Genomic DNA, 13,321 nt, shown 5'->3' on the forward strand with positions numbered 1-13,321 from the left:
ACCTGATGGTTTCTGGTTGATTTTGAGGTTCTACCTCTCTTCCGAGCATCCGCACCCGGCCGCTCGACGGCCATCTCGCTCTCCTCACCGCACGACCCCTGAACACGTCTTCTCCGGTGGTCGCTGCCAGCACAAAGGAGCTTCACCATGTCCTCTGCATTCCAGCGGCGTGTCGCCGCCGCCACCGGCCTCCTGCTCACCCTCGGCGTGAGCACAGCGTGTTCCTCGGGCAAGGAGGCTGCCGGGCAGGACCCCGTCGGCAAGGCGGACGGCAAGATCTCCCTCACCTATCTCCAGAAGCAGGGCGACCAGGAGTACTTCGTCGGCGAGGCCGCCGGAGCCAAGGCGAAGGCGGACGAGCTCGGCATCGACCTCAAGATCGTCAATCTCGGCAACGACGCCAACAAGACGGTGGGCGAGGTCCAGTCCGCCGTCGCCCAGAAGACCAACGGCGTCATCATCGTCGTCCCGGACCCCGCTGTGGGCCCCCAGGTCGTGCACACGGCCGAGGACGGCAAGGTCGCCCTGCTGACCTCCGACGATCAGATCTGCTCCACCGGCCCCGACCCGGCCAGCTGCAGCAAGGCCGACCTCGTGCCCCGGGTCGGCTTCAGCGGCGCCCAGATGGGCGAGGAGGTCGGCAAGCGTGCGGCCGCCGAGTTCAAGAAGGCGGGCTGGAAGGCCTCCGACACCCGTGTCATCTCCGCCTGGAAGCAGGACGTCACAGTCTGCGGGGACCGGGTCAACGCCTCCAAGAAGGCCTTCGACGCGGCCGTTCCGGGAGTGAAGACCATCAACGTGGCCACCGATAACACACCCACCGGAGCTCAGGACAAGATCGCCGCGACGATCACCGCCAACTCCAAGGTCAAGAACTGGGTCGTCTGGGGCTGCAACGACGAAAACGTGATGGGCGGTGTCACGGCCCTGCAGAACGCCGGGACCAGTCCCGCCAACATCCTCGGCGTCGGCCTGGGCGCCTACCTCGCGTGCAAGGAGTGGCAGTCGGACAAGCCATCCGGCATGAAGGCGGCGCTGTTCATCAACGGCAAGGACGTCGGCGCTCTGGCCGTCCAGACCATGTACGACAAGCTCAAGCACGGCAAGGACTTCCCGCAGGAGGCCTTCGCCCCCACCACCATGGTCGACTCCCACTCCTGGAAGAGCGCCGGCCTCACCTGCAGCTGATCCCCTCTCACCGGTGGCTGACGCGAAGGGCGGCAGCCACCGGTAGACAGCCCCGGCCCCCTGCCCCCGGGCAATCCCGGCACCCCTGACCACACTTGCGCGACGCCATCGAGGTGAACCGACACATGACCAGAGCACCCAACGCGACCGGTGACTCCGGCCCTTCCGGCGGGCAGCCCGACGCCGCACCGCCGCACGACTCCATCGGCGTCACGGGCGTCACCAAGCAATTCGGTGCCGTACAGGCACTCACCGACGTCACGCTCGACTTCCCCGGCGGCCAGGTCACCGCACTCATGGGCGAGAACGGCGCGGGAAAGTCGACCCTGCTCAAGATCCTCACCGGCGATCACCAGCCGACCGAGGGCCACGTCGTCGTGGCCGGCGAGCGGACCGAACTCGACTCCCCCGCACGCGCGCGGGCCGCCGGAATCCGGATCATCCCGCAGGAACCGGAGATCATCCCTCACATCTCGGTCGCCGAGAATGTCTACGCCGGCTCACTGCCCCGCAAGCGCGGAAGGCTGCTCGACCGCCAGGAACTGCGTCGCCGGATCGTGGCGGACCTGGCACGGCTGGGCTTCGCCGACGCACTCGACCCCGATCTCCCTGGACACCAGCTCACGTCTGCCCAGCGGCAGTTGGTCGAGATCATGCGCGCCCTGACCGGCGACACAGCCGCGCGGCTGATCGCCTTCGACGAGCCCACCTCCTCCCTGTCCGAGCACGAGGTGGAAGCGTTGTTCGCCCTGATCCGTCGGCTGCGCGACCAGGGCATCGCAATCGTCTACGTCTCCCACCGCATGCAGGAGATCTTCCAGCTCGCCGACCGCATCGCCGTGCTGCGCGACGGCGGCCTGGTCGGTGTGCAGCAGGCAAGCACGACGAACGAAGGAGAGCTGGTCCGCCTGATGGTGGGGCGCGACCTGTCCACCATGTTCGTGCGACAGCGCACGGCCACTGACCGTCTCGTGCTCGACGTCAAGAACCTCACCACGGACGACGTGCAGAACATTTCGCTCCAGGTCCGGGCGGGCGAAGTCGTCGGCCTGGCAGGACTCATCGGAGCGGGACGCTCGGAGCTGGCGCTGGCACTCGCCGGCGATCAGCCGGTCCGCAGCGGCACCGTCACCCTCGACGGCAAGCCCTTGCGCAGCGGCCATCCCGGCGAGGTGATCCAGGCCGGGCTCGGACTCGCGCCGGAGGAACGCAAGGCACAGGCCCTCTTCCTGCAGCAGTCCGTCCGAGACAACACTTCACTGGTCGTACTGGACCGGCTGCGTCGCTTCCGCTTCGTCAGGCGGGCGGCTGAGCGTGAACTCGCCCAGCACTACGCCGACCGGCTCCGGGTGCGCACCCCCTCGATCAACCACGAGGTCCGCAAGCTGTCCGGCGGCAATCAGCAGAAGGTCGTCCTGGCGCGCTGGCTGGCGCGAAAGCCGAAGGTCCTGATCCTGGACGAGCCGACGCGGGGCATCGACGTCGGCGCCAAGGCCGAGATCTACCAGATCATCGCCGACCTGGCCAAGGAGGGCGTCGCTCTGCTGGTCATCTCCTCCGAACTCCCGGAGCTCCTCGGTCTCGCGGACCGTGTCGTGGTGATGCAGGGCGGCCGTATCACCGGCGAACTCAGCCACGACGAAGCCACCGAAGAATCCATCCTCGCCCTCGCGATGGCCGACGACATCGGCCGCACCAGCAATTCTGGAGCCACCTCATGACCCTCACCAGCACCCCTTCCCCGGCCGTGAAGGAACCAGCCGCCCACGGCCGCAAGACCGGCAGGGCGGAGTTCCTCGTCGGCATCGGCGGCCAGAACATCAGCCTCATCGGCGCGCTCGTGCTCGTGCTCGCACTCTTCGGGATTCTCAACGACAACTACCTGAGCCTGTCCAACATGCAGGTGATCGCCGAGGCCGCCACTATCACCGGACTGCTCGCCGTCGTACAGACCGTGGTGATCATCTGCGGCGGTCTCGACATCTCCGTCGGTTCCCAGGTCGGCGTCGCGTCGGTCGTCAGCGCCATGGCCTTCACCAGCGCCGGGTCCAACGCCCTCGTAGGCATGGCCGCCTCACTGGGTGTCGGCCTCCTGGTGGGTCTGCTGAACGGCCTGGTCATCGTCTACGGCCGGGTCAACCCCACCATCGCCACCCTGGCGGGACTCGCTGCCTACAAGGGACTTGCCCAGCTGCTGTCGGACGGCCGGGCGCAGGGTTACGTCCTCAACAACGACGCCTTCATCTTTCTGGGCCGCGGCAAGATCGCCGGGCTGCCTGTGATGGTCTGGCTCCTCGTCATCGTGGCAGTCTCGGTACACCTACTGCTGAAGTACACCGACATCGGCCGCAACGTCTACGCGATCGGCGGCAACGACACCGCGGCTCGGCTGGCCGGGATCAGCATCAACAAGTACCTGGTCGCTGTCTACGCGCTCATCGGTGTCGCCGCCGCGGTGGCAGGCATCCTGCTGACGGCCCGGACCGGCTCGGGTCAGCCGACATCCGGCAGTGAAGGCCTCGAACTCAAGGCCATCACGGCCGCGGCCCTCGGAGGCTGCGCCCTCAAGGGCGGCAAGGGCGGCATCGGTGGCACCCTGCTCGCGGTCGCCCTGCTCGGCTGCCTCGAGAACGGCCTCACGGTCGAAGGCATCAACTCCTTCTGGCAGAACGTCGCCCAGGGCGCACTGCTGGTCGTGGCCGTCGTCATCCAGCAACGCCGCAGCGGCGCACGGGCCGTCGGTCTGCCTCACTGAGCCGTACCGCTGCCAGCCTGTCGGAGGCCGGTGGCTGCAGGTCAACCGCGCCCGCGCGGTCGGCCACCGGTCCTCTCCATGAGCATGACCACAGCGCACCCTCTGAGCCCTGGTGGCTCGCCGGGTGGCTGCCGTACCGCTCCGCTCCATCGCCACAAAACGGGATAAACATAAAACATGAGCCAATTCGCTCCTCTGGCGTTGGCAACCCGATGGCACCGCAAACTCGCCCCGGGACCAGCACCTCGTGAGGGCAGTGACGGTCAGCACCGAACCGGCCTCTGCGGGCAGGGCACCGCTCGCCCTGCGGGATGCGGCCCGGGACCAAGTACGGGCGACGGAGGCCCGGCTCGCCCATGGGCACGGGCTGTTGGCCGCCGGGGAGGGCCCCGGCGACGGCGGCTGACGGAGCATACCCAACCTGCTCCGGGCCGCCCGGGCCGGGATGATCACCTCGAAGAACCTGAAGAGGGAACTGCCGTCCGAGCCCAAGTGGTGGCCGCCGGAGATCCGCGACCTGCTGCCCCTTGGGTACTGCGGGTCCTGGAGGCCCACAGTCGGGCTGGCGGGCGTCCGCCGTAGTGGCGCTGGTCGGGCTCGGCTTCGCAGGGAAGGCGAGCACAGGCCACTCTCCGAGTCGCCCAGGGCTAGAGCCGATTGGCAAGCCGAGCGAGTGCCTGCTCAGCAGGCTCACTCCTCGCCTCGCGGTGACCCGTTCCGGCCCACAGGTGGATCAGCCGGGTGTCTCCGGCCGCGGTGGCCGCCTTGCGCAGCGGGCCGGTGAGGTGGTGCAGGGCGGGGTAGCCGGCGGGAGCGATCGCGTCGAAGCGGTCGGTGAAGTGGTTGCGCAGGGCGCGGGCGGGCCGCCCCGTGAAGGCGCGCGTGACGATGGTCGTCTCGAAGGCGGGGTCCACGAGAGCCGCCTTGTGCGGCGCCGATGCTCCGCTCTCGTCCGTACGCAGTAGGAGGGTACCGACCATAACGGCTTCCGCACCGGCATGCAGCGCGGCCGCCACATCGGCCGGGGTGGCGATTCCGCCGGTGGCAATGACCGGCAAGGTGACGGCGTCACGCACTTGGCCTACCAGCTCGGGCAGCGGCACGGGCGTGAGCGGTCGCTCGGGGGTGAGCGTGGCCGAGTGCCCGCCGGCCGTGGACGCCTGCACGATCAGTGCGTCGACTCCGGTCTCCGCCGCCCGGCGTGCCTCGTCGGTCGAGGTGACGTTCTGCAGGACGGTGGTGTCGGCCCGGCGCAGGGCACCAACGACCGCGCGGTCGGGGATACCGAAGGTGAAGGACACCCAGGGGACGGGACTCGCGGTCAGCAGGTCGACCTTGTCCGTCCACTGATCGTCGTCCTCCACCGGGTCCCCGTCGGTGAGCTTCAGCCCGTACAGCTCGGCCTCGGGCTGCACCGCCTGGGCGTAACCCCGGTACGCCTCGGCGGAGACGGGGACTGGGTTGGGGACGAACAGATTGACGCCGAACGGCACTCCGTCCGCCCGTGCGGCGTGGATCTGCCCGGCCAACGCCTGCGCGGTCTTGTAACCGCCGGCGAGAAAGCCCAGGCTGCCTGCGCGCGCGGCTGCTGTGACGAGTGCGAGTGTGCTCGGTCCGCCAGCCATCGGCGCGGCGAGGACCGGGAGGTCGATTCCGAGATCGGACAGCAGTCTGCTCATGACAACTCCTCCTGGAGTACGGGTGTCAGGCCGTCGAGGCGACGGGAGCGAGGTGGTGCGGAAAGCGGATGCAGACGGCGGCGGCCGCGACTCCGGCGATTGCGACCATGGTGCTGCCCAGCAGGAGGGCCTGGTGGTAGCCGTGACGCAGCAGGGGTGCGGCCAGTAGCGGGCCGAGGATCTGGCCAGCGCTGTATCCGGCGGTCAGCAGGGCCACGGCGCGTGGCACTTGCAGATGAGTGCCGATCGACAGGGCGATCGTGCTGACGCCCATGAATGTGGCGCCGAACAGCACGGCGGAGAGCAGCGCCGGGGCAACGCCGCCGAGCAAAGCCGGCAGCGCGATGCCGACAGCCTGGATGCTCAGCGAGGTGAGCAGTAGTGCCGGTCGCGACCAGCGGCGTGCCAGGCGGGTCCACAGGGCGCAGGAGGGCAGGGCGGCGAGTCCGACCACGATCCAGGCGCTGCTGCCGAGCCAGCCCTGGACGCCTTGCTGGATCGCCGCGACCAGGAAGGTGCCAGCGATGATGTAGCCGATGCCCTCGAAGGTGTAGCTGGCGAACAGGGCGATGAACCAGCGGTGGGTGCGGGGTCGTTCGGCCGGGCTGGCGGCTTCAGCGGCCTCTGTTTCCGGTTCGGGCGTGAGGGGCCAGGCGACGGCCGCGAGCAGGGCCGCGAGCGCGGCGCAGGCCCACCAGGCAACCTGCCAGGTGGACGCCGTCTGCACGACCACCACCAGCATGCCCGACAGGGCGATTCCGGCGCCGACACCGCCGAAGGCCCATCCGACCATGTGGTGTGCGTGCGCCTGCAGGCGGGAGAGCATGGCGCTGACGGCGATCACGAACACCAGCGCGCTGGCGGCGCCGGCCACCAGCCGCAGCGCGAACCAGGCGGTGCCGTCGTGCGTGGCCGGCATGAGCGCCAGTGTCGCGACCATGATGGCCAGCGAGCCGCGCAAGGTCGCGGCCGAGCGTACGACAGCCGGGACGGCGATGCCGACGAGGGCGCCCGCGAGGTAGCCGATGAAGTTCGCGGTGGCCAGGCTCGCCCCGAGCCCCGAGGACAGACCTGCCTGGGCGTGCATGAGCGGCAGGATGGGGGTGTACACGAACCGGCCGATCCCCATCCCCGCGGCGAGCGCTGCCGCGGCCTGGGCCACGATCGTCCAGGGGGACTCCCTGCGCGGGCGGGTGGGGGCTGTTGGTCGTGCTACTTCTGGCGTCATGATCACTTTCCCTCGGCGTTCAGCGGCCACCACCCACGCTAGAAAGCCCGCGAGCGCTTGTGAAATGCCGGTTAAGCTGCTGCTATGCATGGAAGGCATGGATCCGAGAAGAAGGCACGATGAGCATGGACGTCGAACTCCGTCACCTGCGGGCCTTCACGTCTGTGGCACGACACCGGTCCTTCTCCCGGGCAGCCGAGGAACTGCTGATCACGCAGCCGGCTCTGAGTCGTACGATCGCGCAGTTGGAGGGCAACCTGAACGTCCGCCTCCTCGACCGCTCCTCCCGGCACGTCGAGCTGACGGCCACCGGCGCCGAGTTCCTCCTCCACGCCGAGCGTGTCCTTGCCACCCTCGACCAGGCCCTGGCCGTCGTGCGCCACAAGGTCACCCTCCGGCTCGGCTTCAGCTGGCTGCTGCCCGACCCCTGGGCCCAGCAGGCGGTGAGCCACTTCGAGCAGGACACCGGAGCTTCGGTCACCCTGACCCGCACTGACGACCCCCTTCAGGCTCTGCGGCAGCGCGCCGTCGACATCTCCCTGGTCCGCGGCGACTTCGACCCGCCGAGGGCAGCGCGAACTGTGCACCTGTACGACGAACCGCGCATCGCCGTCTGCTCCGAGCACTGCGATCTGGTCCGTCTCGGCCACCTGAGCTGGACGGACGTCCAGCACTGGCCCCTGGTCGTCAACACGGTCAGCGGCACCACCGGCCCCTGGTCCTGGTCCGTGGACCAGCGCCCGGAGCAGATCATCGAGACGGCCAACTACGACGAATGGCTTGAGACGGTGGCCGCCAACCGTGGCATCGGCATCGTCCCCGAGGTGGCGCAGCGCCGCACCCAGCACCCCGCCCTCCGTTTCATTCCGCTCACCGAGGCGCCGCCCAGCCCGGTCAGCCTTGTCTATCTGCCCGACGCTCAACGGGCCCTGGTCCGCCGGTTCCTGGACGCCGCCGTAAGGGCGGAGCACGAGTGAGCCGACGTCCCGGGTGGGATGATCAGCATCCATGTCTGCCGGACATGGATGCATCACGACAGGCATTTCACGCGCGTGCGTGAAGTTCTTATCCTCGGCGGCATGAACGAAGCGATCGAGACGACTCGGCGAGGACGGCGATGACGACAGCAGAGCTGCTGCCACGACAGGAATGCTCGGTCATGGTCCTGGGCGGTCCTACGGCCGTCATCGACATCGGCGGCCTGCGCATCGTCACCGACCCGACCTTCGACGCCGCCGGTCCCCACGGATACCTCACCAAGACGGCCGGACCCGCTGTCGGCGCGGATGAGTTGGGCCCGGTCGACCTCGTTCTGGTCAGTCACGATCTGCATCCGGACAACCTCGACGAGCACGGCCGCGCCTTCGCGCTGGCCGCCCCGCTGGTCCTCACCGGTCCCCGTTCCGCCAGCCGGCTCGGCTCCCCGGCGGTCGGCCTCTCCCCCTGGACGAGCCATTCCCTACCGCGCGCGGACGGCAACGGCGATCTGACCGTGCTGGCCGTTCCTGCGGTCCACGGTCCCGAGGACGGCGAGCGCGACGCGGACGGAAACGTCAACTGCGAGGTCACCGGGTTCGTGTTGTCGGGACAGGGCCTTCCCACCGTCTACGTGAGTGGCGACAACGCCTCGATCCGTACAGTCGCGGAAATCTCCCACCGCGTACCGGACATCGGCGCAGCCGTACTGAACGCCGGGGCGGCACGCGTGCCCGCGAAATTCGAGGGTCGGCCCCTTTCCCTGGACAGCTGCCGGGCCGCGGCGGCGGCAGCCGTCCTGGACGCGGGCATCGTGATTCCGGCCCACTACGACGGCTGGACCCACTTCGCCGAAGGGCTGACGGACATCGAGCTGGCGTTCAGCGAAGCGGGCCTGTCCTCCCTCCTGCGGATCTCGCCGCACGGAGACTGGGTGGCCCTGCGCCCCTGAGCAGTTAAGCAACTCGGCCGTGTGAACTTGCCGTTCACACGGCCGAGTTGTCGGCTTTGCTTGGTCAATACCCGCATTGTCATACGGGAGTGCGGTCCTTGTCGACCAAGGCCGCTCGTACTCCCTCCAGTAAGTCGGGGGTACGAATGGTCGACCGTGCGAGCCGGAGATCGGCATCGAGGCACTCACGCAATGTGCGCTGCCTGCAGGCAGTCAGCAGGGCGTGGGTGATGCGCAAGCTCTGCAGCAAGACGGCCGCTGCCCACGGGCTGTCGAGGCAGTGCAGCCGTTCCCTGATCCCGGCGAGGCCAACGGCACCGAACGCTCAGTCAAAGTCTCCCCGCACCTTCTCCAACTGAGTTTCCTCCACCGGGGATTGCTGGCCGAGGCGCTCCAGAACGGTGTCCACCGGGGTGCCGACGCCATCAGCCAGGGCGTCCGCGACCGCGCCGAGCCGGTTCGCCGGGATGAAGTGCGTGGCCAGCCCGGTGTACAGCGCGTCGGCTGCGTCGAGCCGGTGTCCGGTCAGCCCCAGGGCTTCACCGGCGGCAGAGACGTCATCGCGTGGTCGGCAGCCAGCCGACCTGACCGGCGCACACATCCGTCCGCCGAGTCGGTGCTCCCGTGCGGGTGGGCTGGCCGGGACGCCGCCGGATCAGGAACGGTTCAGCGGCGCTCGCAGCGGCAAGGAGGTCGGCCGTGAGCGCCCGCTCAAACGGGCTTGTAGGACTGCAATGTTGTGACAGATCGGTGCACGGTCTCAGCATGTCCGAACAGACCCGGAAGCAAGCCGCTCTTCCCGCAGGTCTTCCTGCACGGCCATGGCCGACAGCACCGCAGGGCCGAGTCCGCTCGCCGCAGCGGTGCGCAGCGGTGCGGTCGCCCCCAGCTCCAGAACGGGATTCGCGACTGAGCCATACGTCTTCAGTGCGGCTTCCAACGTCTCACGAGTCCCGGAGCCGCGTTCGCGCAGCACCAGTGGTGTGGCCGCCAACTCAGCCCCACCGATCGGGCTGCGGCGGCGCGCCCACAGATGATCCGGGCCCACCACCACGACCAACCGGTCCCGTCCCACCACGGTGGACTGAACGTCCCGCGGCCCCCAGGGGCCCTCCACAAAGCCGAGGTCGAACCCATTGTGCCGGATGCCTTCGATCACCTTGTGACTGTTCGTGACCTCCAGCCCGACATGCACCTGGGGCAAGGTCTCCCGCAAGGACAGCAACCACCCGGGCACCATATGCTCAGCCACTGTCAGACTGGCTCCGATCCTCAGCCGGTCCTCCTGCCGCGATCTCAGCGCGGCCGTGCCTTCGACGAAGACAGCCACACTCTCCAGCACGCAGCGGGCCCAGTCCGTTACCACCAAACCGGCCGGGGTCAGCCGTGAACGCCTGGTGGAGCGCACCAGCAGTTTCACTCCCAGTCGTCGCTCCAGCGTCATCATCAGTGCACTGACGGACGGCTGGCTGATGTCGAACCGGGCCGCCGCCTGGCTGAGGCTGCCCGTCTCCGCCACTGCGACGAGCAGTTCCAGTGCGTTCAGATCCGGCAGCTGAACCTGTGCCCCTGCCGGGCGGCTGCGGAAGCCGGACCTTTCCGGCTTCCGCAGCCGCGGGAGCGGGACCACTCAGTCCGTCGCCGCGTGGTCGGTGACGGTGATCTCACGCTTGAGGATCTTGCCGGTCGCCCCCTTGGGAAGTGCGTCCGTGAACGTGACGATCCTCGGGTACTTGTAGGCGGCCACCCGTTCCCTGACGAATCCGCGTATGTCCTCGGCCGTGGTCTGCGCGCCCTCCCGGAGGGCCACGACGGCTGCGACCTCCTCCCCGTGGGTCTTGTGGGGCACACCGACGACTGCCGCCTCACCGACAGCCGGATGCTCGTAGAGCACCTCCTCGATCTCTCGCGGGTAGACGTTGTATCCGCCGCGGATGATGAGGTCCTTCTTGCGGTCGACGATGAAGTAGTAGCCGTCCTCGTCGACGCGGGCCAGGTCGCCGCTGTGGAACCACCCGTCTCGAATCGCTTCCGCGGTCGCGTCCGGACGGTTCCAGTAACGCTTCATCACGTTCTCGCCGCGAATCACGATCTCACCGACTTCACCCGGGCCCACTGTGGTGCCGTCGTCCGTGACGAGTCTGACCTCGACCCCGCGGATGGGCACACCGATCGAGCCGGCCTTGCGTGGCCGATCAGGGGGGTTGAACACGGTGACCGGCGACGTCTCCGAGAGTCCGTAGCCCTCCAGCACCGTGACGTCGAATGTGCGTTCGAAGCCATGCAGCACCTCCACAGGGAGAGAGGAGCCACCGGAGACGGCCACGTGCAGCCGGGAGAGGTCGTGGCCGTCGGGGACTTTGGCGTGCAGCAGGGCGGTGTACATGGTGGGGACGCCGAGGAAGACGGTGACCCGGTCCCGGCGCATGATCTGCAGTGCCTTGGCCGGCTCGAAGCGCGGCAGCAACGTGAGGGTGGCGCCAGCGGTGATGGCGGCGTTAAGGGCGCAGGTCTGCCCGAACGCGTGGAACAGCGGAAGGCCACCGAACAGTACGTCGTCCGGTCCGATCTGAATCAGCGTTTCCACCGTTGTGACCGCGTTGCTCATCAGGTTGCGGTGGGTCAGCTCGGCGCCCTTCGGGGTCCCCGTCGTGCCCGAGGTGTAGAGGATCACGGCCGTGTCGCCCTGTGCCCGGTCGACGATATCCGGCATCGGTTCGGTCGCCTGCAACAGGGACGAGAACGCCACCGGGTCCGTGACGAGACATTCCGCCCCGACCTCGGCCGCAGCCTTCGCCACCTCCTGCGCGAAGGGCGGGTAAGTCAGCACGATCCGCGCTCCCGAATCCCGGAGCGCGAACGCCGCTTCGCGGGACTTCAGCAGCGGATTCATCGGTACCACGACGCAACCCGCGCGCAGGATGCCGTAGTACACGACCGGGAAGTGGACGACATTGGGCATGACCATCGCGACGCGATCGCCCGGCCGGGCGCCTTTGTCCCGCAACAGCGCGGCGACCCGAGCGCTCGCGTCGTTCAGCTGGGCATAGGTGAGGGCGGTCTCGTCCTGGCGTACGGCGATCCGGTCACCGCCGGCCCAGGCGGATTCCGCCACGACTGCCGCAAGGTTGTTCATTCGTTTTCCGATCGGTCTGGACGGTTGGCGGTCATTCCTGGCGGCGAGAGCCGCCGATGTCTACGAGGTCCGACGGGGCGATCACGTCGCGGGGCGCGATCCCGCCGCGACCGGAGCCACCTCCGGTGCTGTGGAGATCTCCCCAGAAGTCCGGCGGAAGGACGCGCCCTTGTCGCAGGGCCAGCCACAGGCGCAGGACATGGCGCTTCAGTGCGGGATCGGCGAAGTCTTCGTACGCGGTGCGGGAGTGCAGAACCGCGTGGTTGTTGACCAGCAGTACATCGCCGGCACCGAAGTCGATGTCCAGCCGCAGGTCCGGGGACGCTGCGAGTTCGTCGATGAGGTCGAAGAGCTCGACGTCGGCCGGCTCAAGACGCGGGACGTCGGAAAAGCGCTGTGCGGACTCCAGGTAGCAGCGGTTGTACCGCAGACTGAGCTTCCCCTCGTACCAGGCGGCAAGCGGAACCGCGTGGTACGGGCGCTCGCCCGGGCCGTGTTCCTCCCGGCGGTCGAGGAATTGGGTGCGGTACAGCCGCTCGACCAGGTCCGGGCGGCGTGCCAGCACCGCGTTGTAGACGGCCGCCGAGCTGACGAGGGAGAGGCGTGCGCCGGATCGGGCAGCGCGCAGGCACAACAGACCGAGGACATCGGAGCCGTCGGTGTGGAACGGCAGTGGCTCTCTGGTCTGGTAGCCGCGTGTCGAGGGGGCCGTCATAGTGCGGTCGGTGTCCCGGGCGTGGCCGAGCATATGACCCGCCGCGTTCTGCGACACCGGGACGCCGAGATGCTGGCCCAGTCCCCAGAACACGGCGCTTGCCGCAGCCTGGCTGTACCTCTCGACCGGGATGCGCTTGACGAGCACGAAGCCGCGTCCGTTCTCCAGCATGTCGGCAAGTCGCTCCAGCTCGCGAGCCAGGGTCGGCAGCGGGAAGTCGCGGGCCGTCACCTTCAGCAGGGGGATACCGCGCTCCCGGACCGCGCGCAGAGCGGCCTCGAGTTCGTCGATCTGCGCCGGCGACAGTCGCAGGATCCACTCCTGTGAGCCTGCCAGGGACGGGCCCTGCCACACGGCCGGCCCGGTACAGGGATGGTGAAGCACATCGCTCATGCTCGTCATGGAGGACTCCCTGGATTGCGAGCCGCAGTCGCGGCGTATCCTCGCCGGCTGGAAACTGTGCACCGCGGGCATGCGCCTTCTCCTTCCCCCGTCGGGAATTCCACGGTTTTCAGCGCAGGCGTGTGCGCAGCAGATCGCTCGCCAGCCAGGGATTCCGCACCTCTTTTTCTGGTCTGGCCAACAATCGGATGATTTGCCATGGTGTTGTCCGTCGTTTTCTCGATCGGCCGGGGCTTCGAATGCCGGGCGGTGAACCCCATCGCGGGTGGTGCAACGCTAGGTCACTATGTG

Annotated in this window: 11 protein-coding genes and 1 pseudogene; 6 read left to right on the plus strand and 6 right to left on the minus strand. The window is 68.4% G+C overall.

The features are described 5' to 3' along the window. The first annotated feature begins 147 nt into the window (after positions 1-147). From OG395_RS07225 to OG395_RS07240, 4 genes are all read left to right on the plus strand, one after another. Positions 148-1,188 (plus strand): substrate-binding domain-containing protein, encoded by a 1,041-nt coding sequence (locus OG395_RS07225; RefSeq protein ID WP_327242137.1) that lies wholly within the window; start codon positions 148-150, stop codon positions 1,186-1,188. A gap of 125 nt (positions 1,189-1,313) precedes the next feature. After that, positions 1,314-2,909, plus strand: coding sequence for a sugar ABC transporter ATP-binding protein (locus tag OG395_RS07230; RefSeq protein ID WP_327242138.1), 1,596 nt, complete (start codon positions 1,314-1,316; stop codon positions 2,907-2,909). Next, positions 2,906-3,943: an ABC transporter permease gene (locus OG395_RS07235; RefSeq protein ID WP_327242139.1), complete on the plus strand. Its 1,038-nt coding sequence runs from the start codon at positions 2,906-2,908 to the stop codon at positions 3,941-3,943. The genes OG395_RS07230 and OG395_RS07235 overlap by 4 nt, the downstream gene beginning before the upstream one ends. Before the next feature lie 256 nt (positions 3,944-4,199). Then, positions 4,200-4,349, plus strand: coding sequence for a hypothetical protein (locus OG395_RS07240; RefSeq protein WP_327242140.1), 150 nt, complete (start codon positions 4,200-4,202; stop codon positions 4,347-4,349). A 241-nt stretch (positions 4,350-4,590) separates the two neighbouring features. Here OG395_RS07240 and OG395_RS07245 read toward each other — a convergent pair whose 3' ends face one another. Beyond that, positions 4,591-5,622, minus strand: a complete 1,032-nt coding sequence (locus tag OG395_RS07245) for an NAD(P)H-dependent flavin oxidoreductase (RefSeq protein WP_327242141.1) — start codon at positions 5,620-5,622, stop codon at positions 4,591-4,593. A gap of 25 nt (positions 5,623-5,647) precedes the next feature. Continuing rightward, positions 5,648-6,850, minus strand: coding sequence for a YbfB/YjiJ family MFS transporter (locus tag OG395_RS07250; RefSeq protein WP_327242142.1), 1,203 nt, complete (start codon positions 6,848-6,850; stop codon positions 5,648-5,650). A 119-nt stretch (positions 6,851-6,969) separates the two neighbouring features. Here OG395_RS07250 and OG395_RS07255 point away from each other — a divergent pair, with 119 nt between their 5' ends. Together OG395_RS07255 and OG395_RS07260 are read left to right on the plus strand one after the other, a co-directional pair. Next, positions 6,970-7,827, plus strand: coding sequence for a LysR family transcriptional regulator (locus OG395_RS07255; RefSeq protein WP_327242143.1), 858 nt, complete (start codon positions 6,970-6,972; stop codon positions 7,825-7,827). Between the two features lie 140 nt (positions 7,828-7,967). Further along, the gene (locus OG395_RS07260) at positions 7,968-8,777 is read left to right on the plus strand and encodes an MBL fold metallo-hydrolase (protein ID WP_327242144.1); all 810 of its coding nucleotides are present in this window, start codon (positions 7,968-7,970) and stop codon (positions 8,775-8,777) included. 79 nt (positions 8,778-8,856) lie between these two features. On the opposite strand, the pseudogene OG395_RS07265 reads toward OG395_RS07260, so the two are convergent. The 4 genes and pseudogenes from OG395_RS07265 to OG395_RS07280 form a co-directional block, all read right to left on the minus strand. Continuing rightward, a pseudogene (locus tag OG395_RS07265) lies at positions 8,857-9,378 on the minus strand (enoyl-CoA hydratase/isomerase family protein). 159 nt (positions 9,379-9,537) lie between these two features. Beyond that, a complete protein-coding gene (locus OG395_RS07270) occupies positions 9,538-10,389 on the minus strand; it encodes a LysR family transcriptional regulator (RefSeq protein ID WP_327249267.1) in 852 nt (283 codons plus the stop codon). Between the two features lie 18 nt (positions 10,390-10,407). Then, positions 10,408-11,913, minus strand: a complete 1,506-nt coding sequence (locus OG395_RS07275) for a long-chain-fatty-acid--CoA ligase (protein WP_327242145.1) — start codon at positions 11,911-11,913, stop codon at positions 10,408-10,410. 31 nt (positions 11,914-11,944) lie between these two features. After that, positions 11,945-13,030, minus strand: coding sequence for a TauD/TfdA family dioxygenase (locus OG395_RS07280; RefSeq protein WP_327242146.1), 1,086 nt, complete (start codon positions 13,028-13,030; stop codon positions 11,945-11,947). Positions 13,031-13,321: the final 291 nt, after the last annotated feature.

The sequence above is a fragment of the Streptomyces sp. NBC_01320 genome, from assembly GCF_035974375.1.
In the GTDB taxonomy this organism is placed as follows: Bacteria; Actinomycetota; Actinomycetes; order Streptomycetales; family Streptomycetaceae; genus Streptomyces; species Streptomyces yanii.

Coding starts and splice junctions, on each gene's coding strand:
- OG395_RS07225 (WP_327242137.1), top strand. CDS start 148: ATGTCCTCTGCATTCCAGCGGCGTGTCGCCGCCGCCACCGGCCTCCTG.
- OG395_RS07230 (WP_327242138.1), top strand. CDS start 1,314: ATGACCAGAGCACCCAACGCGACCGGTGACTCCGGCCCTTCCGGCGGG.
- OG395_RS07235 (WP_327242139.1), top strand. CDS start 2,906: ATGACCCTCACCAGCACCCCTTCCCCGGCCGTGAAGGAACCAGCCGCC.
- OG395_RS07245 (WP_327242141.1), bottom strand. CDS start 5,622: ATGAGCAGACTGCTGTCCGATCTCGGAATCGACCTCCCGGTCCTCGCC.
- OG395_RS07250 (WP_327242142.1), bottom strand. CDS start 6,850: ATGACGCCAGAAGTAGCACGACCAACAGCCCCCACCCGCCCGCGCAGG.
- OG395_RS07255 (WP_327242143.1), top strand. CDS start 6,970: ATGAGCATGGACGTCGAACTCCGTCACCTGCGGGCCTTCACGTCTGTG.
- OG395_RS07260 (WP_327242144.1), top strand. CDS start 7,968: ATGACGACAGCAGAGCTGCTGCCACGACAGGAATGCTCGGTCATGGTC.
- OG395_RS07275 (WP_327242145.1), bottom strand. CDS start 11,913: ATGAACAACCTTGCGGCAGTCGTGGCGGAATCCGCCTGGGCCGGCGGT.
- OG395_RS07280 (WP_327242146.1), bottom strand. CDS start 13,030: ATGACGAGCATGAGCGATGTGCTTCACCATCCCTGTACCGGGCCGGCC.